17 protein-coding genes and 1 pseudogene are annotated in these 21,668 nt (G+C 44.7%); 7 read left to right on the top strand and 11 right to left on the bottom strand.

What is annotated here, in order from left to right; genetic code table 11:
* Positions 1-145: 145 nt before the first annotated feature.
* Positions 146-4,177: a hybrid sensor histidine kinase/response regulator transcription factor gene (locus NBH15_RS23680; protein WP_250823700.1), complete on the bottom strand. Its 4,032-nt coding sequence runs from the start codon at positions 4,175-4,177 to the stop codon at positions 146-148.
* A 219-nt stretch (positions 4,178-4,396) separates the two neighbouring features.
* Here NBH15_RS23680 and NBH15_RS23675 point away from each other — a divergent pair, with 219 nt between their 5' ends.
* The 5 genes from NBH15_RS23675 to NBH15_RS23655 all read left to right on the top strand — a co-directional run bounded on the left by NBH15_RS23675 (position 4,397) and on the right by NBH15_RS23655 (position 7,974).
* Complete coding sequence (locus tag NBH15_RS23675) at positions 4,397-5,509, top strand: TlpA disulfide reductase family protein (RefSeq protein WP_250823699.1); 1,113 nt, start codon at positions 4,397-4,399, stop codon at positions 5,507-5,509.
* An 11-nt stretch (positions 5,510-5,520) separates the two neighbouring features.
* The gene (locus NBH15_RS23670; RefSeq protein WP_007658683.1) at positions 5,521-5,964 is read left to right on the top strand and encodes an OsmC family protein; all 444 of its coding nucleotides are present in this window, start codon (positions 5,521-5,523) and stop codon (positions 5,962-5,964) included.
* Positions 5,965-6,088: 124 nt separating this feature from the next.
* Positions 6,089-6,781 (top strand): iron-sulfur cluster assembly scaffold protein, encoded by a 693-nt coding sequence (locus NBH15_RS23665; RefSeq protein ID WP_007658684.1) that lies wholly within the window; start codon positions 6,089-6,091, stop codon positions 6,779-6,781.
* The gene (locus tag NBH15_RS23660) at positions 6,774-6,965 is read left to right on the top strand and encodes a hypothetical protein (protein ID WP_007658685.1); all 192 of its coding nucleotides are present in this window, start codon (positions 6,774-6,776) and stop codon (positions 6,963-6,965) included. The genes NBH15_RS23665 and NBH15_RS23660 overlap by 8 nt, the downstream gene beginning before the upstream one ends.
* A 7-nt stretch (positions 6,966-6,972) precedes the next feature.
* Complete coding sequence (locus tag NBH15_RS23655) at positions 6,973-7,974, top strand: GGGtGRT protein (protein WP_046144962.1); 1,002 nt, start codon at positions 6,973-6,975, stop codon at positions 7,972-7,974.
* 55 nt (positions 7,975-8,029) lie between these two features.
* On the opposite strand, the gene NBH15_RS23650 is transcribed toward NBH15_RS23655, so the two are convergent.
* Positions 8,030-8,641, bottom strand: coding sequence for a hypothetical protein (locus NBH15_RS23650; RefSeq protein WP_250823698.1), 612 nt, complete (start codon positions 8,639-8,641; stop codon positions 8,030-8,032).
* 2 nt (positions 8,642-8,643) lie between these two features.
* Complete coding sequence (locus NBH15_RS23645) at positions 8,644-9,162, bottom strand: DsbA family protein (RefSeq protein ID WP_250823697.1); 519 nt, start codon at positions 9,160-9,162, stop codon at positions 8,644-8,646.
* A 110-nt stretch (positions 9,163-9,272) separates the two neighbouring features.
* Here NBH15_RS23645 and NBH15_RS23640 point away from each other — a divergent pair, with 110 nt between their 5' ends.
* Complete coding sequence (locus NBH15_RS23640) at positions 9,273-10,496, top strand: DUF763 domain-containing protein (RefSeq protein ID WP_250823696.1); 1,224 nt, start codon at positions 9,273-9,275, stop codon at positions 10,494-10,496.
* A 1,059-nt stretch (positions 10,497-11,555) separates the two neighbouring features.
* On the opposite strand, the gene NBH15_RS23635 is transcribed toward NBH15_RS23640, so the two are convergent.
* The gene (locus tag NBH15_RS23635; protein WP_007658727.1) at positions 11,556-12,014 is read right to left on the bottom strand and encodes a hypothetical protein; all 459 of its coding nucleotides are present in this window, start codon (positions 12,012-12,014) and stop codon (positions 11,556-11,558) included.
* 9 nt (positions 12,015-12,023) lie between these two features.
* Positions 12,024-13,751: a serine protease gene (locus NBH15_RS23630; RefSeq protein WP_250823695.1), complete on the bottom strand. Its 1,728-nt coding sequence runs from the start codon at positions 13,749-13,751 to the stop codon at positions 12,024-12,026.
* An 86-nt stretch (positions 13,752-13,837) separates the two neighbouring features.
* Here NBH15_RS23630 and NBH15_RS23625 point away from each other — a divergent pair.
* Positions 13,838-14,161: pseudogene (locus NBH15_RS23625) on the top strand (MBL fold metallo-hydrolase); the annotation flags it as partial.
* A 129-nt stretch (positions 14,162-14,290) separates the two neighbouring features.
* Here NBH15_RS23625 and NBH15_RS23620 read toward each other — a convergent pair.
* The 6 genes from NBH15_RS23620 to NBH15_RS23595 all read right to left on the bottom strand — a co-directional run bounded on the left by NBH15_RS23620 (position 14,291) and on the right by NBH15_RS23595 (position 21,540).
* The gene (locus tag NBH15_RS23620) at positions 14,291-15,475 is read right to left on the bottom strand and encodes an ABC transporter permease (RefSeq protein ID WP_128133312.1); all 1,185 of its coding nucleotides are present in this window, start codon (positions 15,473-15,475) and stop codon (positions 14,291-14,293) included.
* Positions 15,459-16,643 (bottom strand): ABC transporter permease, encoded by a 1,185-nt coding sequence (locus tag NBH15_RS23615; RefSeq protein ID WP_128133313.1) that lies wholly within the window; start codon positions 16,641-16,643, stop codon positions 15,459-15,461. The genes NBH15_RS23620 and NBH15_RS23615 overlap by 17 nt, the downstream gene beginning before the upstream one ends.
* A 12-nt stretch (positions 16,644-16,655) precedes the next feature.
* Entirely contained in the window at positions 16,656-17,648 is a 993-nt protein-coding gene (locus NBH15_RS23610) for an HlyD family secretion protein (RefSeq protein WP_007658739.1), read from the bottom strand.
* Between the two features lie 156 nt (positions 17,649-17,804).
* Positions 17,805-19,238, bottom strand: a complete 1,434-nt coding sequence (locus NBH15_RS23605; RefSeq protein ID WP_186961207.1) for a TolC family protein — start codon at positions 19,236-19,238, stop codon at positions 17,805-17,807.
* 74 nt (positions 19,239-19,312) lie between these two features.
* Complete coding sequence (locus tag NBH15_RS23600) at positions 19,313-20,530, bottom strand: MFS transporter (RefSeq protein ID WP_007658741.1); 1,218 nt, start codon at positions 20,528-20,530, stop codon at positions 19,313-19,315.
* A gap of 467 nt (positions 20,531-20,997) precedes the next feature.
* Entirely contained in the window at positions 20,998-21,540 is a 543-nt protein-coding gene (locus NBH15_RS23595; protein WP_250823694.1) for an FHA domain-containing protein, read from the bottom strand.
* Positions 21,541-21,668: the final 128 nt, after the last annotated feature.

The raw sequence follows: 21,668 nt of genomic DNA, 5'->3' as shown, positions 1-21,668 counted from the left end.
TCGGGTTTCACAAATCTGAATGCAATATTACCAGATTGTTCTTTTCCCGCATTACTACTAAAATACCAAAAGAGTGTCACAATATGCACCTGGCACATTATGACACTCTTTTGGCAAATCAGGACACAAACAGGAAATCAGCGACTTATCCCTTATTCCGGTACTCTTTAGGCGTTTGGTTGTACTTGGCAGCAAATTCCCGATAGAAATAAGACCTGTTCGAAATGCCGACTTTATAGATAATTTCCTGTACGCTCAGATTAGTCGTCACCAATAACTGCGCAGCATAGTTAAACCGGTAATCCTTGATAAAATCGGAAGGAGTGAGCGGAGATATCTTCTTGAAACGGCGGTAAAGCGACCGGGTATTCATGCCCATCTTTTCGGCTATCAACTCCAGGCGCAGGGTTTCCTTATCGAGATTTTCTCGGATAATGGCAGTTACGGCATCCATAAATTCTTTATCTTCCTGATGAATCAGCTGTCCGCCGGATTGTTCGTAGGCGCTCTCCGGTGAATAGTAATAATCTTTCAGTTCTTTTTTACTTGTCATCAGCCGGTTGACTACGGAGCGGAGCACCACCGCAGAAAACGGTTTAGTCAGGTAGGCATCTGCTCCCAGATCGAGTCCTTCCGCCTGGTCGTGTTCCGATATTCTGGCAGAAACGACTATCAACGGAATATGGCGGGTAAACTTATCCGATTTCACACGGCTGATCAATTCCATCCCGTCGATCTCCGGCATCATAATATCCGTAATAATAAGGGCCGGCGTTTGTTTTTCCATCAAACGGATCGCCTCTTCCACACTGTAGGCCTCCACTATCGTATAAGCCTCAGATAAAGATTCCTTAATCAACCAGACAATATCCTTATTATCGTCCACCACCAGGACACAGGGTTTATTCTCCGGAGAGACAACTCCCGGCAATCCGGTTTCATCGATGGGAGACGAAAGGACAGGCACCGCTTCCGGTTCCTCATTTTCCGGTTCGGCTTCCTCCTCCTCGGCTTCAAGGTGGGGCAAGCGGACAATAAATTCGGCAAACCGACCTTCTTCACTTTTCACCTCTATCGTGCCATGCAGGGATTGTACGATACTATGGCAGATAAACAATCCCAGTCCGTTCCTCGATGTTGTTTGCGTATAATTGTTACCCTCCAGGTCACCCAATATACGGTAACGGTCAAAAATAGTCTTCAGGTCTGTTTCAGATATTCCTTTGCCCGAATTATAGACACGGATTATCAAGGACTTATTTTCCGCAGTAGCCGAAATACGTATTTCTCCGGCTTCATCCGAGTATTTAAAAGCGTTGGAAATCAGATTGACCAATATCTTCTTTAACCCGGTAGGGTCTGTATTCCAGTAAAGCTGGTCCGGAAGAGACAACACGAATTTTATCCCATTCTGCTCGGCAATAGGAGTAAAAGACTCGTATTGCCTGCGGATAATATCCGGGACAGAGATGCGCCTGATACTGAAATAATTCAGCCCGGCCTCTTCTATCTTACGGAAATCCAGGATTTCCTGAATCAGTTCATTCAGGCTCGCTACGTTATCCCTCAATATGCGGATATACCTTTTCAGTTTGTTGTCGGAAGTATTTTCGGCATAGGCTTGAATATAGTCCCCTACTCCGTTGATTAAAGTCAGCGGGGTACAAAGTTCGTGGGTGATATTGGCAAAGAAGTTCAGTTTGGCTTCGTACAGCTTTTCTTTCTGTTCTTCATGGATTTTACGGGCCACCTGTTGTTGTTTTTCTGCGATGCGCCGGTTGATCCAATAAACCAGTACTCCTGCAAGAAGGATGGCCAGAAGAATATAGACTGCTATCGCCCAGGCACTGAGATACCACGGAGGAAGTATTTTCAACGGTAAAAGATATTCCCGCGCATTGGAATCGTAAACATCGTTTTTATAACGGACTTTCAGGGTATAGTTCCCGTAAGGCAGCTTGGTAAACGATATTTCATTGCTCTTTTGTAATTCCGTCCAGGCCGTATTATAATCCTGCAACAGATAAGAATATTCATAATTGTCGCCATGAATATAGTCGGTGGCAATAAATGAAATGGTAAAAGTCGAAACGTCCGGAGGAATTGTAACAGGGCCGGGATTCGCATCCGCATAATCGTAAAGACTAATGGTTTCGTCCCCCATCTTCAACTCAAAGAAATGCAGGTCGGGACTATAGCTTTCCTGCCGGTCGTTTTGCGGGTCGATCCAGACCAGACCATCGACGCCCCCGAAAAACAGACGTCCGGTATAAGGGCATTTCCAGTAAGCGTCGTCGGAAAATTCCGTGACCATCAGTTCCTGGCTTCCATAGTTATGGAAAAAGTTATTATGCGGATTATATTTGGTTAGTCCCTTATTGGAGCTCAACCAGATACATTTATCTTTGTCCTCCAATATGCCATGAATCATATCGTTGCTGATGCCGTCACTCCTGTCGTACTGCCAAAACTCACATGTCCCCGATCGATCGCATTTCATCCGCGTCATACCGGAACTGGCTCCCAAGTAAAAGGTCGAATCACTGCTATAACACAGACTAAGGACATCACCGATCGCCTGATTAGCCGAATTGTTCATCGACATAAAATCATACTGTCTCGTGAGCAGGTCGAAACGTGCCATCCCATATCCTCCGCGGCTTCCCAGATACAGGGTGGATTTGCCGTCATAATACATGGAATAAAATTCGTTACATATCTTTCCGTCCTTTTCCAACAGGTAAGACTGAAGATACTTAACCGTCAGACCGGATTTATCCCGTTCCAGAACAACCTCGATCAACCCGTCGCCTGTCGTTGCCATCCAAAGTGTCGAATCATTTATCTCACAGATAGAATGAACATATCTTATCCGGGTATCTATCTTGCTGGGAAGCGTATGGACTTTCTCATCCTCATAAGAATAATAGGAAAGGCCGGGGCCGTCTGTACCAATCCACACCAAAGGATGATACAGGCTTTTGTAAAAACAATAGACCCGATTGTTGGACAAGCCGTCTGCCGTTGTATAACGGGTAATCCGGTTTAGCGGAATCTCCCCTTTTGCATAGGAATCATACTCTTTTATACGAACAAAGCCATCCCCTTTCGTTCCGAACCATAGTGTCTTATCTTCATCCGTATAAACGGAACGAACCGGATTGAGCATTACAAAAGGCAAATCTTCCAAAGCCAATCCGTCAAAACGCTCATATTTGTCGTACAACATTCTGAGTCCCTGCCCATCTGTACCAATCCAGAGTATTTGCTGCTTTTTGTCTTTGAACATACTAAAGATACCTATATTCAGATCGACAGCTTCTTCCGGTTTATCAGGATCAAGCAACAGGCCGTTCCTGAACACCAGATACAGTTTCGACTGAAAAGAGACTACACGGGCTACCTTACCATACTTTTCCATCCATCCGGAAAGATCAGACAAGTATGTTTCTTTGTTCTCCTCCGTCCGGTATCGGTACAGTTTATTATCAACATCGACATAATAAAGAACGCCCTCTTCATAAAAAGCCTGTTCTATCGGTTTATCATGTATCTTGTTTTCCTTTGTCTGTATGGTTAAAGGTAGTTTCGAATAGTCCGGAATGAGCTGCTTCAAAACCCCGTCTGATGAGAGAAGATAAAAACGGCCTTGTTCGCCTGCAAATAACAGCCTTGCTGTTTCCGGTGTTATGTCCCGCGTATAAATGTCCTGAAAAGAAGCTGTACGGGAAGTATGGCAGGATATAAAATTCTTCCGGCTGACAACCAGGGTATTTTCTAAAGAATCCGTTGCTATAAGAAGACATTCGGGATATTCAGGATATGATTCGGTCACTTTACGGTCCTTCAGCGAAAACCGGTTCAGTCCCATCGAAGTAGACACCCAAAGATACCCGGGACCGCCGTCTGAAATTTTATTGATAATGTTACTGCAAAGGGTATTCTTATTATCCGGTTCAAAACGATAGACATACGTATTTCTCCCGTTGAACAGGTTCAGGCCATCGTAAGTTCCGATCCACATATAACCGTCATCATCCTGATATATATCGATAATTGCATTATTCGACAGGTCGATATTTGCTTTATGCAGCGAAACCGACGCCTCCCCGCCTGGTAAAGCACAAAGCAAAAACCAGCAGAGTATCATCAATTTCATAAATAAAAGCCGTAGCATTGTCCGTTTGTTATTATTGGTCCGAGTCATAGTATTAATATTTGTAGAATAATCTCCCGATAACTGCCGGTAAACCCTGGTATATCGATCAGGCAACAAATATAATCCATCTTTTCGGTAATATTAGAACTTTTTAAGCCTAAAGAAATAAACTATAATTAATAAAGCGATAACTTCGCGAATCACAAGGTGATGACATCGTTTTAACACATATAATATATGAAAAAGTATCTTCCATTGGCTGCCTCCGCTCTGCTTCTTGCAGCTTGCAGCGAAAAACCGGGTTACGAAATAACCGGTACAGTTTCAAACGCCGATCTGAACGGAAACTACGTATATCTTTATGAATACGGAAAACCGGACGTTTTACCTTTCGACAGCGCGCTGGTAGAAAACAATGCATTCAAGTTCAAAGGTACCCGGAATGAATCACAGATTACGATCATTCAGTTTTCGCCCGACGTTGTCCAGGCTGAACGCGGTATGGCAACTCCGTTCAAGACAACGTTTACACTTGAAAACGGCAAACTCACTATCAACCTGGATACCTTGTCAATCGTAACCGGCACCCCGGCCAACGATGCAGAAAAAGCAATGAAAGATAGCCTCAAACCTTTTTTTGACGAAATGGGAAAACTCGGAGATGAAATCCGTTCCGAAGACAAGGCAATTGCGGCTGCGGCTGAAAAAAAATATGATGAAATCAGCGACAAAATAACCAAAGCCGTATGCAATTACATTCTGGCTCATATGGACCAGAAAATGTCTGCCAAATATTTATACGAAAACCGCTACAACCTGAGTGAAGAGCAGCAGAACGAAATACTGTCGAAAGCCGACTCAACCTTTAAGGCACAGCCGAACATCGACAAAATGATCAGCCACCTGGATGTTCTGAAAAACGTAGCTGTCGGCAAAAAATTCACTGATTTTGAAATGGCTGACCCAAAAGGCGAAGTACACCAATTGTCTGAGTTCGTCGGTAACGGTAAAGTTGTCCTGATCGACTTCTGGGCTTCCTGGTGTCCCCCTTGCCGCAAAGAAATGCCGCATCTGGTCGAATTATATAAACAATATAAGAATAAAGGATTCGAAATTGTCGGTATCTCATTGGACAGCAAACCCGAAGCCTGGGCAAAAGGCGTAAAAGACCTGAATATTACCTGGACACAGCTTTCCGACCTGAAAGGATGGCAGAATACCGGTGCCGCTTTATATGGCGTCAACAGCATTCCTCATACTGTACTGGTCGATAAAGACGGCACAATCATCGCCAAGAATATCCATGGTGAAGAAATAGACGCCAAATTACAGGAAGCACTTAAAAAATAAAAGAGAACGATATGTCTGCCCAAATCACTCTCGACTGGAAAAAGGATTCGACCTTTGAAACCCAGATGGATGGTCATACGGTGACAATCGATACCAGCAAAGAAGACGGCGGCACCGGTTCCGGTGTCCGCCCGAAAGCCTTGATGCTGGTCGCCCTGGCCGGATGCAGCGGGGTCAATGTGATCTCTCTATTCAAGAAGATGCGAATCGGTTTTGAAAAACTATCTATCGACGTCAAAGCAGAGACAACCGATACCGTGCCGATGCTTTACTCGGCATTCTTCATCACTTTCCACGTAACCGGTAAGGCAGAGGAAAGTGCCCGGATTGAAAAAGCAATCCGATTGTCGCAAGAGTACTGCGGTGTTTCGGCAATGATGAAAAAGATAGGACCTGTCACTCACCGCATCTTGCTGAATGGCTCCGAACTGAATATTCAGCCAACCGATAAATAACGAACTTAGCGTCTTGCATGGCTGGATTAAAAATTTTATCTTTGTGCGGTTTTTAAAGAAAGCGATATTACATAGAAATTAGCAAAAAGTTTTATTATCACTTTAATATAATAAATTAGCGATTATGATTTATTCACATGAAGTTCAACACATGTGTGTTGTAAAGAAGGGAGCCAACCATCCTTGTGCTCCGATTCCTGAAGAAGGAAAATGGGTTAGATCTACTCAGATCACTGACATCTCAGGTTTGACTCATGGTGTGGGTTGGTGTGCTCCTCAGCAAGGTGCATGTAAACTGACACTGAACGTAAAGGAAGGAATCATTCAGGAAGCGCTGGTAGAAACTATCGGTTGTTCTGGTATGACTCACTCTGCTGCGATGGCATCAGAAATCCTTCCGGGCAAAACACTTCTGGAAGCATTGAACACTGACCTTGTTTGCGACGCAATCAACACTGCCATGCGCGAATTATTCCTGCAGATCGTTTACGGACGTACACAGTCTGCTTTCTCTGAAGGCGGTCTGCCTGTCGGAGCCGGTCTGGAAGACTTAGGTAAAGGTCTGCGTAGCCAGGTTGGTACCATGTTCGGTACATTAGCTAAAGGTACCCGTTACCTGGAAATGGCTGAAGGTTACTGTACTCGTATGGCATTGGATGCTGACGATCAGGTAATCGGATATGAATTCATCCACCTGGGTAAATTCATGGAAATGGTAAAGAAAGGCATCGATGCTAACGAAGCTCTGGAAAAAGCTAAAGGTTCTTACGGTCGTTTCAAAGAAGCTGTAAAATATATCGATCCTCGTAATGAATAAGAAAACACTGACACGCGTCCTGACCGGGCTGATCATTCTGACTGTTATCGCGACGGTAATCACCTACTTCGTCATGAAGCCGGACCGTCCCTGGATGGCATTCTATATGGCCTGTTGCGGCGGTGTACTTGTTTTCAACTTTCTAATATCTTTATTCCTGGTAAATAAGAATTTAAAAAAGTAAAAATAATATGGCTTTATTTGAAAGTTATGACCGTCGTATTGATACTATCAACGCGGTTTTAAAAGAATATGGTATCAACGGTATCGAAGATGCAAAAGCTATCTGCGACGCTAAAGGTATCGATCCTTATACAATGTGTAAGGAAACTCAACCGATCTGTTTCGAAAATGCATGCTGGGCTTACGTTGTAGGTGCTGCTATCGCTATCAAGAAAGGTTGCACAAGCGCTGCTGACGCTGCCGAAGCTATCGGCATCGGCTTGCAGGCATTCTGTATCAAAGGTTCTGTTGCTGACGACCGTAAAGTAGGTATCGGCCACGGTAATCTGGGTGCACGTCTGCTTCGTGAAGAAACAAAATGTTTCGCTTTCTTAGCTGGTCACGAATCTTTTGCTGCTGCTGAAGGTGCTATCAAGATCGCTGAAATGGCAAACAAAGTACGTAAAGAACCGCTTCGCGTTATCCTGAACGGTCTGGGTAAAGATGCCGCTATGATCATTTCTCGTATCAACGGTTTTACTTATGTTCAGACTCAGTTCGATTACCTGACAGGCGATTTGAACGTAATCAAAGAATATCCGTATTCAACAGGTCTTCGTGCAAAAGTAAAATGCTACGGTTGCGACGACGTTCGTGAAGGTGTTGCTGTAATGCGTGCTGAAGGTGTTGACGTATCTATCACAGGTAACTCAACTAACCCGACTCGTTTCCAGCACCCGGTAGCTGGTACATACAAGAAAGAATGTATGGAAAACGGCCACAAGTATTTCTCTGTTGCTTCAGGTGGTGGTACAGGTCGTACACTGCACCCGGACAACATGGCAGCCGGCCCAGCTTCATACGGCATGACGGACACAATGGGCCGTATGCACGGTGACGCTCAGTTCGCTGGTTCTTCATCTGTTCCTGCTCACGTAGAAATGATGGGATTCCTGGGTATGGGTAACAACCCGATGGTAGGTGCTACTGTTGCTGTAGCTGTTGCTATTGAGGAAGCTATGAAGAAGTAATTACAACTTCATATAATAAATGAAAACTCCTGCAGTCATATGTTGCAGGAGTTTTTTATTGTCTTCGTCCCCCATTCCTTCCGTTTGTATTTGATCTGTCATTCGTTTTAGACTCACTATTTGTTGGATTTCTATACTGTTCCGTACGGTTACTGGTTCCATTATTCGACGGACGGGTAACTTCGGAAGGTTTTGTCTGCGGACGATTGGTTTCCGGACGGCTTGGCCTATTCGATTCGGGACGATTCGAGCCGGGTCTGTTTGACTCCGGGCGATTCGAGTCGGGACGATTAGGCTTGTTCGGACGATTCGGGTAATGATGATCCGGAGGGTAAATATAAATAGGACGGCCATAATCCGGGAATATCATCGGAGGAGCTACCGGTGGAATATAGGTTACATCATCATACAAATATTCATATCCTGTCAGATAGTTATCCCAGAACTCCAACGCATACACTTCATCACGCGCTGTCCGATATTCCAAAACTTCCTGCACATAACCATCTTTCTTGTTTACAGCCAATACCCGGTTGGGAGGCCCCATCAGGTTCTCCACCTCGGCTACGGTCATACCTGTGGTCAACATACCCAAATCCAGGTATTTATATGCTCCGCAAGCTACCAACAAGAAAGAGGTCAATATGATCAAACTTATTTTTTTCATTTTCATTTTGAAATTAATGACTCCAGATGTTCGATGAATTCTGAATTCATCCAGTTCCCGTCAAACTGTTCGCCATTGACGAAGAAAGTCGGAGTTCCCTCTACATCATTTTCCAATCCGGAATCGTAGTCATCTTTTACTTTCTGATAGAAACGGTCTTTGCCGAAATCCGTTTCAAACTCCGCTGCATTTATTCCCAGCTTCCTGGCATATTCCAACAGGTAATAATCGTCCAGAGCATTCTGATTCTCGAAAAGAAGGTCGTGCATTTCCCAAAACTTTCCATGAGAAGCTGCGATCTCAGCAGCAATAGCTGCGTGCAAAGCATGGGGATGCAACTCTGTCAACGGGAAATTACGAAAAACAAATTTAACCTTGTCCCCGAGTTTCTTCTGTATATCCTTTACTATATGATAAGCCTTTTTACAATAAGGACACTGATAATCAGCATACTCAATTAATTCTATCGGCGCATTGGCCGGACCTTGAACGTGATCGTTCTTATTTACTTCCAAATACATAGCTGTTACTATTTGATTTCTAATTAATAACATCACAGACTTTTCTTTTGTTGTTTATATTAGCATTTCATTAACTGAACCGATCCTGTTTTTTAGCTATCTTCGCATCTATGAAAAGAGGTACAGCTGATTTACCATTACATTACGGGACTGTTCCACCCTGGTTGGCCGAACGAATGAGCCTGCTTGGCGGAGCTATTGCAGAAGCCATCATCATTGAATACGGACGTCCAGCTTTGTTGCAACGCCTGAGTGATCCGTTCTGGTTCCAATCGTTAGGCTGCGTGCTGGGGATGGACTGGCATTCGTCTGGTATTACAACGTCTGTTATGAACGCCCTGAGAAAAGCGATCAATTGCCGTTCGGAAGAACTTGGCGTGTATATTTGCGGAGGAAGAGGTAATTTTTCAAGAGAAACCCCTAATCAATTGCTGGAGGTAGCCAACAAAACCGGACTAAACGGGAATGAATTGGTAAGACACAGCAAACTGGCTGCCAAGGTCGATAACACAGCTGTACAGGATGGTTTTCAACTTTATCTGCATACATTTATTGTCACTAAAGAAGGTGATTGGTCTGTCATCCAACAAGGGATGAACCCAAATGAACGCATGGCACGGCGCTACCACTGGCTTTCTTCCTCTTTACGTTCTTTTATGGAGGAACCGCATACTTCTGTCTGTGGAAGAAATCAGGGGCTGATCCTCAACCTGACGGATAAACTTGCGGCTCCGACCAAAGAAGGTATCGTGGAATTGACAAAGGAATCGCCGGACAAACTGATGCGTGAAGTATCCATCATCCTGCCCAACCATCACGAAGTAAAAGCCGAAGACGTAAACCTCAAACGGCTTGGAGCCGCCCTCATCCTGGCACATGAAACCAATGTATCCGATATGGAATCGTTGCTCTTGCTGGAAGGAGTCGGACCACGCACATTGCAATCTCTTACATTGGTCAGCGAAGTAATACACGGAACCCCTTCCCGCTTCTCCGATCCGGCACGTTTCTCTTTTGCCCACGGAGGGAAAGACGGACATCCGTTCCCGGTTCCGACAAGTGTTTATGATGAGACTATCGAAGTCTTTGACAAGGCAATCCGTCAGGCACGACTTGGAGAAAAGGACAAATCGGATGCCTTAAAGAATCTGTCCAAAATATCCCAGGAGATGGAGAAAAGTTATACTCCAAGTAACTATTTCGACGACTGGGTTCAACATGAACGGGATACGTCTTATAAATATGGAGGGAAAACCGTTTTCGGCAATGCTAAAAAGCCGCAAAAGAAAGAGGATAAAGGGAAAGGTGGGATACAGTTAAGTTTGTGGGATTAGAAATTCAATTATTGACTAGATTTGAATGTATCCTAAAAACAACTTCATCGAATCTACTGTCATACTATCATTTAAAAAAGTAACATACTAATTATAAAAGCATTACCTTATGATAGTTGTTATTGTTAACTGTCATTTATCTATCATGCAACTATCATAGTCCTATCCGGAAACCCAATGCAAGCTTCTTATTTTGCTGAAGTATATGACTTATTTTCAAGGACGTAATTACTTTTGTTGTTTGAAACCCGGGTCTCAAGGTAGCCGACACCCGGGTCTGAGCATCGTCAACATCCGGGTGTTAAACAGGATAAAACGGGCATCCTGACAACAATAAATAGGTGTTTTAATGAAATAGGTCTGTATATTCCGGTAAAAAAGACTTTAGGATAGAGGATTTTTAATAGATACAGGAACGATAGTTTGGTTAAAACAATGTTAATATGATAGTTGAATGATAGATAAATGACAGTTAACAATAACAACTATCATAGACTAATACACTAATTATAGGCATATTACATTAGACTATGATAGTATGATAGTTGATTTCAAAAACAATAGATGTAATTGCTTTATAGTTCAGTTATTATCAGATTTGAATGTTACTTTTCTCTTGATAGAAAAGTAACCAAAAGATCAAGGCTGCATCTGCCTCGCTACTCAGCATCCTACGTTCGCTGTCGTCTGTGAACTCGCTTCGCTCAAACAGCACAGCCTCTGGACGCTCACTGCGGATGCTTCGCTTTACGCTCACCAGATGAGGCCTTTCAGAGGAAGCAAAGCTTCCTTTTAGGATGGCCGAAACCGACACCTATAAAACACACTGACCTATATAGCAGACGGTTTCGGCCATCCTAAAAAGAACGCTTTGCGTTCTTACCAAGGCCTAAGCGGGTGAACGTCCGCGAAGGTGAAAGATGGAGCGATAGGAGCATCTGCTGTTTGAGCGAAGCGAGTTCAGATGCGACAGCGGAGTCTTTCACCGAAGCAGTGAAGCCGGTTAAGCCTTGATCTTTTGCCTACTTTTCCATCAAGGGAAAAGTAAGGTCAATTAATTCAACGCCTCACCAACGTATATTTATAGGCTGTCTCTGTACAATCCTGGATAAATAGTGTATCGCCTTTGATAGCTAACGGATAAGAAGGGCTCGTTTCTAAAAACACATCCATCAGATAGGCTTCGTAGCCTGCTCCCGTATCGGCTTTCCGCCAGTTCAGATCGCCCGGTTCGTCTTTGCCTTCTTCTGTCCAGACGTATTTATCGCCGTTGAACTGAATGAAAGTATTTTCAAACTCACAGAGCTGAGTGGTATTCTGTCCGCTTACCAACTCCCATTTTCCCTCGACCAGCTCTTTGATTTCGGGCAATGACTTATCGAAAAGGGTTGTCTGAACCGTTGTACGAGTCTCCGACTCCTTACTGTCTTTTTGTCCTGACTTACCTTTACAACTACTTGTACCGATCAGACACAAGCCCAAGGCAACCACAATGAAAATACTTTTTACACTATTCATATCCGAATCTTATTTACAATGTTCCTTTATCAATCTTTCAGCCAACGGATCGCCCAATTCTTTCGCTTTGTTCAGCGCTTCACAGGCTTCCGCTTTCTTTTCCATACGCACATAACAGATACCTTTCAAACGATAGCAAGCCGCAAAATCGGGAGCCACTTTCAATGCTTCCTCAATACTTGCCAATGCGTCGGTATAATTTTTCATGCGGACATATACAGATGCCTCTTCCGCCCGATAATCGGGTACATCAGGACTCAGACGAACCGCTTCCTTGATATCAGCCAAAGCACCTTCCATATCACCGGCACGGAATTTTGCCTGTTCACGGTAAAAATAGAAACTACTGCCGACATCGCCGCTCATTGCCTTATAATACAGATCATAATCGGCAATCGCTTCTGCATACTGAGACAGACGGAGTTTCCAGTCTATCCGTTCCAGAATATACTGCCCGGCTTCGGAAGTAAGAGGCAAGCCGCATTTGTCAACTGCACCGTCCAGCAAAGCAATCACATCGCCGATATTGAATCCGGGAGTATTTTCTTTCGCCTTGGCTGCCCAGTAAAAAGAATTAGGCGATGCCAGGTCACTGTTATTCACGACCATATATTCGTTATAAGCCTGGTCGAATTCTTTCAGGTAGAAATGAATATCACCCGCCAACTGATGGTAAACAGGAGCGTCATCCTCTTCAATAGCCTTTTGGATAGTCTGTTGTGCAGCCTGTACACTCCATGCCGGATCAGTCAGCGTGGTATCACCGGCAGACACGCCATAGATCAGTTTCGCTTTATTATAATATACATCCCCTTTCTTTTCACTGTATTTGGAAGCAGTTTCAATATCATCCAATGCCAGTTTCAGATAATTAGCCTGTTCGCCCGGAGTAGCTGCCAGTTCGGCACGACGTCCGGCATAATGGTTGGCACGGTTCAGATAACCGTCAGCCGAATTCGGGAAAGTTGCAATAAAATCATTCAGTGTCTCCAGATATGTTTTTGCATCCTGCGTACTTCCTTTCAGGAACAGAGCCACCTGAGCCTGCTCCACATCTGCCGGCCAGGCTTTCTTGATACCGATATTATTATAAACGGAGTTCAGGAAATCGGTCGACGAAACGGCGAGGTTGTTCACATAAGAGGCTGAGACAGCATATGATACATCCTTCTTTCCGGAAGCATCGGCCTGTGCCAGTCCGAACACTTCACCTTCGGCATTCAATATCGGCGAATTCACCCGGCCATCTTCCAGCGGAACGGATAATTTATAGTAACTATACGGATCTTTCAGTTTGCTGACTTCCGTGATCGTACCCTGTTCGAAATCTGCTTTCTTTTCAGTCGAATAAGGTAATAAATAAGCGACAGTACCTACAGCCAACGGATCGGCCGCAACCGGCAAAAACTGTACTTTCTTCGGTGTTTCTGCTTTTACCTTGATGACATCATACAATTCATCGGCACCGATCACTCTTGTAACCGGATAAGTTTTTCCATCCGTATCCGTCACAGTCGCTTTTTCCGCCCCTTTGAATAACTCGTAGGCAGAAAGGACATCTCCCGTTTCAGAGACAAAAATACCGGTACCCGAGGTCAGCTTAGCTCCGTCTTTCCCGTATGTAGTGATTAAAACAACCGCTTTTTTACTTTTGTCCATCCATTTAGGGGCGTTTTTCTGCGCAGTTGCCGGCAATAAGTGGCAACAAATCAAAATAAATAGTAGAATTCGTTTCATTTCTTTTCTCATGTTATCAGATATGCCGACAAATGTAATACTTTATTATCTTTGTACATATCGTCTGAGTATAAAATTATCCGCTTATGAAACTTAAAATGTTATTTCTTATGTGTAGTTTATCAGCCGCCTTCCTCGTTTCCGGCAAAACTTTCGAGACTGACAAGTTCACAACCAAGAATGGAGGAGAACTTGTAATTACGTTCATCAAACACGGTAGTTTGCAACTTACATTCAACGGACGTCACATCCAGATAGACCCTGTTTCGGAATATGCCGACTACAACTCTTTCCCGAAAGCCGACATTATACTGATCACCCATGAACATGGCGATCATCTGGATCCGAAAGCAATCAGTGCGCTTGAAAAAACGGGAACGCTGTTAATTACCAACGAAGCCGGCAGTAAAAACAGCAATATAGACGTACGCATCAGAGAGATGCAATAAACAATAAGGGTGCTTTAATATGTTAAGTCAGGTGTTTTGACGATGAAATAAGGGACTTTCATAATCAAAACACCTGTCTTTTTCAGAGTGTCAACGGAATGACTTCCGTATATTATACCGATACGCCCAACAAGCCAATACGAAATACACCGCACATTGAACCCATAAGGTGACATATTCCGTATGGATCTCTGCCATCGAGGCTCCCATCGAATTTAATTTAACGTAAGCGAGGGTTGCCGGTGCTGCCGGAATCAGGAAATGCGATAACTTCCAGTACCAGGGCATCAGTTCCAACGGATAAGAGACACCGGACAGGAAAATCAACCCGACTGAAAAGAAAGCGATCATCAGCAAAGGGGCATCCGAATCGGTAAAAATAACGGAAGCTGTCAGGCCAAAGAAACTCGTCGCCATCAGGAAAGGAATCAGTAACATGATTATATTCCATACATTACCGATATCCGGCAAGTCGAATATCAGCGGGATCAATCCCAGCAGGAAAAGCGAAAAGACGGCATACAGCATCATATACACAAATGTCTTTCCGATCACAAGGCGTCCGGCTTGTCCGAAGGTCGGGCGATACACCTGCAACAGTTTGAACTGCCGTTCCTCCCCGCTGACCATCCCGATCACCATCAATAAGGTCTGAAACATGATAACGATCAGCACAGCCGGGATCAGGTACGTCCCATATCCTTCCGTATAATTATACAAGGCGGTTCCGGCTACATTGATCGGTTTCGCTACTGATAATTGTGCAGCAGCCTGGCTGGGGAGAAATACCACCATTTCAGGCCGGTAGCGGTCGTTCAGCGCCAGCATCGAACCGGCCGACGCTTCCTGCATCGCCAGGTAGTTGAGGAATGCATTGGTCGTTTCATACATGATAAAGACCGACTCGTCGCCACGGGAAACCCGGTCGGTAAAGTCGTACGGCAGATATAAAATGCCAGCGGCTTCATCCATTTTCATCAACTCCTGTGCCTGCGGATAATCCTCACCGGTAGCAATCACGTCGACCTGCGGAGTGGCATTCAGCAAACGGATATACTCGCGGCTCAACTCCGTTTTCGAATTATCCACCACGACAACCGGGACATTACGGACCACATCAGGGGCGTACATATAATTATATAGCAGACCGTACATAAATATACCGCCCATCAGTACCAACACGATAGCGAAACTGCCTGAGATGGTTTTGAACTCATTCAAGATAATGGACGATATATTGTTCAGACCTGCTTTTATGTTATTTGATATTTTCATACTTATGACTTAATATTGCACTTTTTAAATGCGGTACCATCAGAAACGCAACCAATATAAAACAGAACAACGCGCTGAAGTTCCACCAGGTATAGGCAAACCCATAATCGCCGTACAACAGGTTCTGATTGATCTCCACGAAATGACGTACCGGAAACAGGAAAGAAGTATAATAGACCGGTGCATACATGGCCGGCGCCGGAAACGTAACACCCGACAAGGTCGCCCCCAGTGAACCGACCATCGACACGATACTGATGATGATGCTGATTGCCGGAAAAAGGGAGAAAAGGAACACCGCCAGAGCCTGGGATGCGATCACGAACAGGACAGAGGTCAGGTTCAACGGCCAGAATCCACAGGAGAAAGGTATATTCATCAGACCGAACATAACATAATTAGCCAGGATGCTCATCAGGGAAAAGATGATGGTGTAAGGCAATAATTTTCCGAAAAGGGCGGTTACCATATTCATCTTCGCCGTTGCCAGCCAATCGTCACCGGTACGGAACTTTATCTCACTTCCCACCGCATAAACCGTCGTAAGCAAAATCAACACCTGAAAGAAGATAAAGAAGAACGGATTACTCAGATAAACGGAATAATCCAGGTCCGGATTGAATAACGGATGATTCTGTGCCCGGATAGGGACCAGGAAGGTCGACACTTCTTTCTGGCTGATTCCCATTGCCGTAGCCTGTACCACGATCGGAGCCATCGAAAAGGTACGCAGCAGACTTTCAAAAGCCCCTCTGACCTCTCCGCCGACACTCAGCAAAGCATAATGATAATAATAGGATAAAGTAGCCTGCCTCCCACCCGTCACGTCTTCCTCAAAACGGTTCGGGATAACCAGATAGCCATATATTTCTTTGGCTTGCGTCGCTTTCCGTGCGGTTTCGGCATCCGCATAATGATGCGTGACACGGAAAGTCGGAACAGCTTCGACCTGGCGGGTCAATTCGCGGGATAAAGCAGTCTGGTCCTGATCGACAATACCTACCGGAATATTCTCCATCTGCCCGTTACCGAAGATCGTGGACATAAAGAAGATACAGAACAGCGGCAACACGATGCAGACCCCGAAATAGAGCCTGCGTGAAACCATCCGTTGCAGTTCGCGGCGGAGCACATTGTAAAAAGGACTATGTTGTTTATTATTACTCATAGATCATGCTCATTATTGTTTTCCCAGATCAACCAGGACCGACATGCCGGGACGCAGTCCATCGACCGGCTTTACCGGAAGGGCATGTATCTCGAACGTCCTCAAATCATAACTTCCGGTCTGCTTTGTGGATTTCCAGGTAGCGAAACTACCCAGCGGACTGACATAGTTGATCTTGAACTCAATATCTTTTGCGGCAATAGCCGGCACGTCGGCAAGAAATGTTCCGCCCATCTTAAATAACGGCAGACGGTCTTCACGGACATTCAGCACGACATGTGCATCATCCAGTACCACCAGGTTCATGATCGGCATTCCGGCACCGACCAACTCTCCACGTTTCGGGAAAATAGTCGATATCTGGCCGGATTCGGGAGCAACCAGGCGGGCATCCTGCAAGAGGGCTTCTACCTCGTTGACTGTACCCTGGGCGGCTGCCACCAGTGAACGGGCGCTTTCCTTATCCTGTATCCGGGCACCGTCACGAGCCATCTGGTATTGTTCATAGCAAGCGCGTTCGTTAGCCACGGCTGCGTTATAAAGCGCTTCCACCTCATCTTTTCGCTGGGAGGTGACTACGCTGTCTTTATAAAGGGCCTGGATACGGTCGTAAGTCGTTTTTGCCAGTTGTAAATCCGATTTTGACTTGTTCCATAATTGAAGGACGGAGGCAACGATTTGTTTACGGGTTCCTTCGTCGATTTTCTGGTGCTGGTACTTGGCAATATCTTCCAGGGCATTCACCTGCTGGTATTTAGCCATCGCTTCCGGACTGTTGATGACGACAAGCGTATCGCCGGCTTTTACATGCTGTCCCTCTTTCACAAGGAAAGTATCGATACGCCCAGGGAGCTTTCCGGAGATACGTATTTCGGTAGATTCAATCTGCCCCTGAAGGATAACCGGCTTTTTCTTCAGCAACAGCATCCCCACAGCGGATATGATGATAACGGCGATCAGTACCACTATAAAAGAGATCGTCAGGTATTTCTTAGTCTTGTCCATAATTATTTGTGTTTATTGTTAATTCAATTATTGATATAGCATCCTGCGTTCGCTGTCGTCTGTGAACTCGCTACGCTCAAACAGCACAGCCTCCGGAGCAGTGAAGCCGGTGCAGCCTTGATCTTTTGGCTACTTTTCCATCAAGGGAAAAGTAGATTAAATTATCTCCGTTATCCCTTCCACCCTATATTGCTGGAATGCTTCCGGAATGCCGCAGATAGAAAGTAAGTTGATCAATGCCACATCATACTGGTAATAAGCCAGCAGGAAAGCGGTCTTTACCTTTGACAACATTACCTCGGCATCGACCACCTCGGTTGAAGTTGCCATTCCCTCCTGGAAGGATTTCTGACGGATACGGACCAGTTCCTCGCTCATTTCCAAAGTTGTATTCAGAGCCTTTACATTGTCGAGGGCATTCTGCAACTGAGTATAATATTTATCTACGCCGACCTTCAGTTCGGTGACCGCTTTGTCCTTTCCTATCGCCAGCGTCTGGCTGGTCAGACGGGCCTGACGTATCTTTTTCTCCCGGTTCAAACCGTCGAAGATATTCCAGGTAAAACCGACACCGATCATCGTGCGGGGCATCAGGTATTTATCCACCCCATTTGAATAAAGCGTCTGTTTTCCGAATAAGGCTATAGTGGGAAGGTATCCGGTACGGCCTATCTTCAATTCGTTGCCGGCTATATTTTGCTGTAGTTTCAACTGGTTCACCATATAGTTGTTGACCGGTACCAGTTCTTTGAAATAATCGGCCGAAGGAATATTCTCATTGATGAAAAGGGAAGTTGTCGTGCTGATCTCCTTATCGGCATCCAGATCAATCAGGCTTTTCAGCGCTTGCCCGGCCACTTCCAAATCTTTGCGGGCGGAATCCAGTTCACGCTTAGCCTCATCCATGCTCACCTGGGCAAAAAGACGTTCCGCACGGTTGATCATCCCGTTCTGTTCCAGTTTGAGAGCCTGGTCATAATGGGTTTTCAGGGAATTATACGTAGCTTCTTTCACGGCGACAACACGTTGCCCGAGACGCAAACCGAAATAACATTCAACCAACTTCGATTGCTGGTCGGCATTGACCTGTTCACGGTTTACCTCAGCGATACCGACCATTGTTTTCCCGATCTTACTGGCGAAAATACGTTTACCGCCGGTAAACAGGGGCCAGGTTACATTAGCGTCGATAGAAGTGATATTCTGCGAAATAAGCGGCAGCGTCAACGTGTTCTGACCGATCTTATCCAGGATGGAAGAGATAAACTGATCATCGGGGATGATGGAATGGACAAAGTCTTTTGCCGGGTCGGTGAACTGGTTAAGCGGCTGTTTGACCTCAATAGGATTCGACATATGCACAAAAGCGCCGGCCGCTCCAACCGAAGGATACCAGAATGAGTTCAGTTTTTGATGCTCATTCTTTGCCAGTTCAACCTCCTTCCCTGCCATCCGGATACTACGGTTTCCTTTCTGAAGCAGTTCCATCGACTGTTCCAGCGTCAGGTCTATCGTCTCTGTCTGGGCAGAAGTAATGGCAGGAAAAAGGAACAGCAAGCCAATACTGAAATGCGTTAAGTTATTAATCATAAATACGTTTAAATTTAGTTTGAGCGAAATTTATGATTAATAACAACACCCTCTCGGGGATTGTTCAGCGGGAACTAACTTCCTTTTTCCGAGGCTTTCTTCAAGTCCGGTAAAAACCAGGTCACCAGTCCGATCAGCGGCATATAGCCACACACATTATAAACCGTCTCGATACCATACTGGTCGGCCAGATTCCCCAGCACAGCCGAAGCGATCCCCGCCACCCCAAAAGCAAAACCAAAGAACAAACCGGAGATCAGTCCTAATTTATAAGGCAATAACTCCTGTGCATATACCAGAATTGCCGGGAAAGCAGACGATAATGTCAGTCCGACGCAAAAACTCAGAACTGCCGTTAGATATAAACTATGTACATGCGGCATTAACAGAGAAAAAGGAGCCGCACCGAGAATGGATGCCCAGATAACATATTTACGTCCTACCTTATCACCGATCGGACCGCCCATCAGAGTTCCCAGGGCAGTCGCTATCAGAAAAAGAAACAGGAACAACTGCGATGACTGAACGCTCACATCGAACTTCTCTATCAGATAGAAAGTATAGTAACTGTTCAGGCTCGCCATATAAATATATTTGGAAAAAATAAGGATCAACAGGATGGATATGGAGAATATCGTTTTCCCCAGCGGCAACGGCATTTCGATATGACGTTTCGAAGTTCCGACATCTTCACGTTTAAACCGCAAAAGCAATCCCTTGTACCAACGTCCTACCGAAGTCATGATCAGGATAGCGACGAAAGCCAGAATAGAGAACAAGGCAATATGGCTCCGTCCGTAAGGTGCCACCAGGATAGCGACCAATAGCGGCCCCAGCGATCCCCCCAGGTTTCCCCCCACCTGAAATAATGACTGAGCCAGTCCTCTTTTGCCTCCCGATGCCAACGACGTCAGCCGCGAAGCCTCCGGATGGAATATCGACGATCCCACTCCAATCAAAGCCACAGAACACAAAACCCAATGTAAAGAGTTTGCAAACGCCAAACTGAGCAAACCGATCAACGTAAAACTCATCCCGATCGGTAACGACCACGGAGAAGGGCGTTTATCGAAGTATAATCCAACAACCGGCTGAAAGACCGATGCCGCCGATTGGTAAACCAGTGTAATCAACCCAATCTGCGCAAAATTCAATGCCAGATCATCTTTAAATAACGGATAAACAGCTGTAATTACAGATTGCAGTGAGTCATTTATACAATGTGATATGCTCAATGCCACTAAGATACGGAAGGTAATCCCACTTGCCGATTCAACCTTATTTTGTCCCATTTGTAAACCTTATTGCCTATTGAGCTGCAAAAGTACATATAAAATAACGGACAAGGAACCATCCTTTCATTATAATCAGGTAAAACGGATGATCTAAAGTGTTAAAAACAGACAGAGTTCAATTATAAAAATTCCTCAATTAACATTTATAATTATTGTAATATACAGACAACTCGCTTTGATTCATAAAGCGACACCTGCATTAACACAGGGCTTTAACAAAACTTTTCTTTCAGTTCTTTTTGATTCTTTACGTAAATTGCCGTGAGCCAAATAGACTTATAGTTGTTTTATCGTTGAACAACTAAACAAAAAGCATGAATAATGAGATTTAAACTTTAGAGCTGCACCGGAGATGAAAGGTAATCTTGTATCCATCTCTCCCGAAACCTACGCCAATTCCCCCTATCTCCCTTATCGCCCTGATGTAAGAGATCGTTCACTCCGGAGCAGTATCTAAGTTTAAATTAAAAATCTTCCTCTTCTTCCCCTCCCGGAACATGTAAAATAAAAGTAGTAGCCCCCATAGTCACGATAGCCCCTTCACCGATCCGTACCTGTTCTTTTTTTCCCAGCAGTACACTGCGGAGGAATGTGCCGGTCATACTCTGGTTATCGCGCAAGGTATAAACGAATTTACCATCCCTGTCCTGTTTCACATTAATAATACAATGTTTGCGTCCCACACTTGGGTCACTGGTAATAATAGGAACATCCACACCTTCCGTATCCTTATTCCTTCGTCCTATCATATTATCCCCCATCACAAGCGGCAATTCCTGTTTAAAGCCAAAAGTATTCTCGATCACAGTGATATAACCACAGGAAAAATCGGGTTCCTTCACTTCTTTTTCCTGTCCAGACTCCGTACGCACAGTCTTTCTACCCAGTTTTATCTTAAACTGGGAACCACACTGAGAACATACAAAAGCCAGGATTTTCCCATCGGGATACTTTGTTTCATCGAATGATAACTGATTATCACATTTGGGGCAGAATATTCTTTTCATATCTTTTTCCATTTAAAATCCAAACAAAGTTGGATAATTCATTATTAATTAACTTTTATAATTTATCTTTGTATCAGGATGTTAAGAGGAAGTAGGCTCTGCTGAGGAGCAACCTACCAGCAATAAGC

The organism is Parabacteroides caeci, assembly GCF_023656795.1.
GTDB classification, from domain to species: Bacteria; Bacteroidota; Bacteroidia; order Bacteroidales; family Tannerellaceae; genus Parabacteroides; species Parabacteroides segnis.
Note: the sequence above shows the minus strand (reverse complement) of the source record. Positions and strands in the feature narration are given on the sequence as shown.

Excerpts from the sequence above, each read along its gene's own strand:
- NBH15_RS23655 (WP_046144962.1), top strand. The coding sequence starts at position 6,973 with ATGGCTTTATTTGAAAGTTATGACCGTCGTATTGATACTATCAACGCG.
- NBH15_RS23645 (WP_250823697.1), bottom strand. The coding sequence starts at position 9,162 with ATGTATTTGGAAGTAAATAAGAACGATCACGTTCAAGGTCCGGCCAAT.
- NBH15_RS23600 (WP_007658741.1), bottom strand. The coding sequence starts at position 20,530 with ATGGGACAAAATAAGGTTGAATCGGCAAGTGGGATTACCTTCCGTATC.
- NBH15_RS23660 (WP_007658685.1), top strand. The coding sequence starts at position 6,774 with ATGAATAAGAAAACACTGACACGCGTCCTGACCGGGCTGATCATTCTG.
- NBH15_RS23610 (WP_007658739.1), bottom strand. The coding sequence starts at position 17,648 with ATGGACAAGACTAAGAAATACCTGACGATCTCTTTTATAGTGGTACTG.
- NBH15_RS23680 (WP_250823700.1), bottom strand. The coding sequence starts at position 4,177 with ATGCTACGGCTTTTATTTATGAAATTGATGATACTCTGCTGGTTTTTG.
- NBH15_RS23615 (WP_128133313.1), bottom strand. The coding sequence starts at position 16,643 with ATGAGTAATAATAAACAACATAGTCCTTTTTACAATGTGCTCCGCCGC.
- NBH15_RS23640 (WP_250823696.1), top strand. The coding sequence starts at position 9,273 with ATGAAAAGAGGTACAGCTGATTTACCATTACATTACGGGACTGTTCCA.
- NBH15_RS23635 (WP_007658727.1), bottom strand. The coding sequence starts at position 12,014 with ATGAATAGTGTAAAAAGTATTTTCATTGTGGTTGCCTTGGGCTTGTGT.
- NBH15_RS23675 (WP_250823699.1), top strand. The coding sequence starts at position 4,397 with ATGAAAAAGTATCTTCCATTGGCTGCCTCCGCTCTGCTTCTTGCAGCT.
- NBH15_RS23665 (WP_007658684.1), top strand. The coding sequence starts at position 6,089 with ATGATTTATTCACATGAAGTTCAACACATGTGTGTTGTAAAGAAGGGA.
- NBH15_RS23620 (WP_128133312.1), bottom strand. The coding sequence starts at position 15,475 with ATGAAAATATCAAATAACATAAAAGCAGGTCTGAACAATATATCGTCC.
- NBH15_RS23605 (WP_186961207.1), bottom strand. The coding sequence starts at position 19,238 with ATGATTAATAACTTAACGCATTTCAGTATTGGCTTGCTGTTCCTTTTT.
- NBH15_RS23670 (WP_007658683.1), top strand. The coding sequence starts at position 5,521 with ATGTCTGCCCAAATCACTCTCGACTGGAAAAAGGATTCGACCTTTGAA.
- NBH15_RS23630 (WP_250823695.1), bottom strand. The coding sequence starts at position 13,751 with ATGAAACGAATTCTACTATTTATTTTGATTTGTTGCCACTTATTGCCG.
- NBH15_RS23595 (WP_250823694.1), bottom strand. The coding sequence starts at position 21,540 with ATGAAAAGAATATTCTGCCCCAAATGTGATAATCAGTTATCATTCGAT.
- NBH15_RS23650 (WP_250823698.1), bottom strand. The coding sequence starts at position 8,641 with ATGAAAAAAATAAGTTTGATCATATTGACCTCTTTCTTGTTGGTAGCT.